A 734-nucleotide genomic window follows, 5' to 3' on the forward strand; every position below is an offset into this window, starting at 1 on the left:
TATAATATAAGCAGGAAGCGCAATACCAGAGTAAAAAAGGAGAAAGAGATGTATATCGATCCAGTCTGCAATATGAAGGTTGACGTGAAAGAAGACACCCTGTCAACCGAGTACGGTGGCCAGAAATACTATTTCTGTAATAGATCCTGCCTCAACGTGTTTGAGGAGAAACCCGAAACATATGTGACCCATTCCGAAACGCAGGAAGTGGATACGGGGTCTGAAAAAGTTTTCAAAGACCCTGTTTGCGGCATGACGACCGAGGATGAGCACGCCTACACTCACTATGAACATGCGGGAGAATCATACTATTTCTGCAGCGGCCACTGTCTCGCGAAATTCAAGAACAACCCGGATTTGTTTATCGGCAGGGAAGACGAGGTGAAGCCACCGGAGCACGACGAAGCCCCAGGCGTCAGAAAGTACACCTGTCCCATGCATCCCGAGGTCGAGCAGGATGGCCCGGGAACGTGCCCCAAGTGCGGGATGGCACTGGAACCGCTTACCATATCTCTGGAAGAGGAGGAGGACCCGGAATATGGCTATATGAAGAAACGGTTCATCATCGGGGCTCTCCTCACGGTTCCGCTGGTACTTATCGCCATGCGCGGAATCCTGCCCGGCGGCCATATCATTGAAAATCTGGCCACAGGGAGAACCCTCGGCTGGCTGGAGCTGATCCTCGCGACGCCGGTGGTGCTCTGGGCCGGATGGCCCTTTTTCGCCCGGGCTGT

Annotated in this window: 1 pseudogene (running past one end of the window); it reads left to right on the forward strand. The window is 53.3% G+C overall.

Features of this window, described 5'->3' with window-relative positions:
• Nucleotides 1-72 precede the first annotated feature (72 nt).
• Nucleotides 73-734 (forward strand): annotated as a pseudogene (locus GTN70_06765) (YHS domain-containing protein); it runs 496 nt beyond the window's last position.

The organism is Deltaproteobacteria bacterium (assembly GCA_011773515.1).
Lineage (GTDB): Bacteria > Desulfobacterota > Deferrimicrobia > J040 > J040 > WVXK01.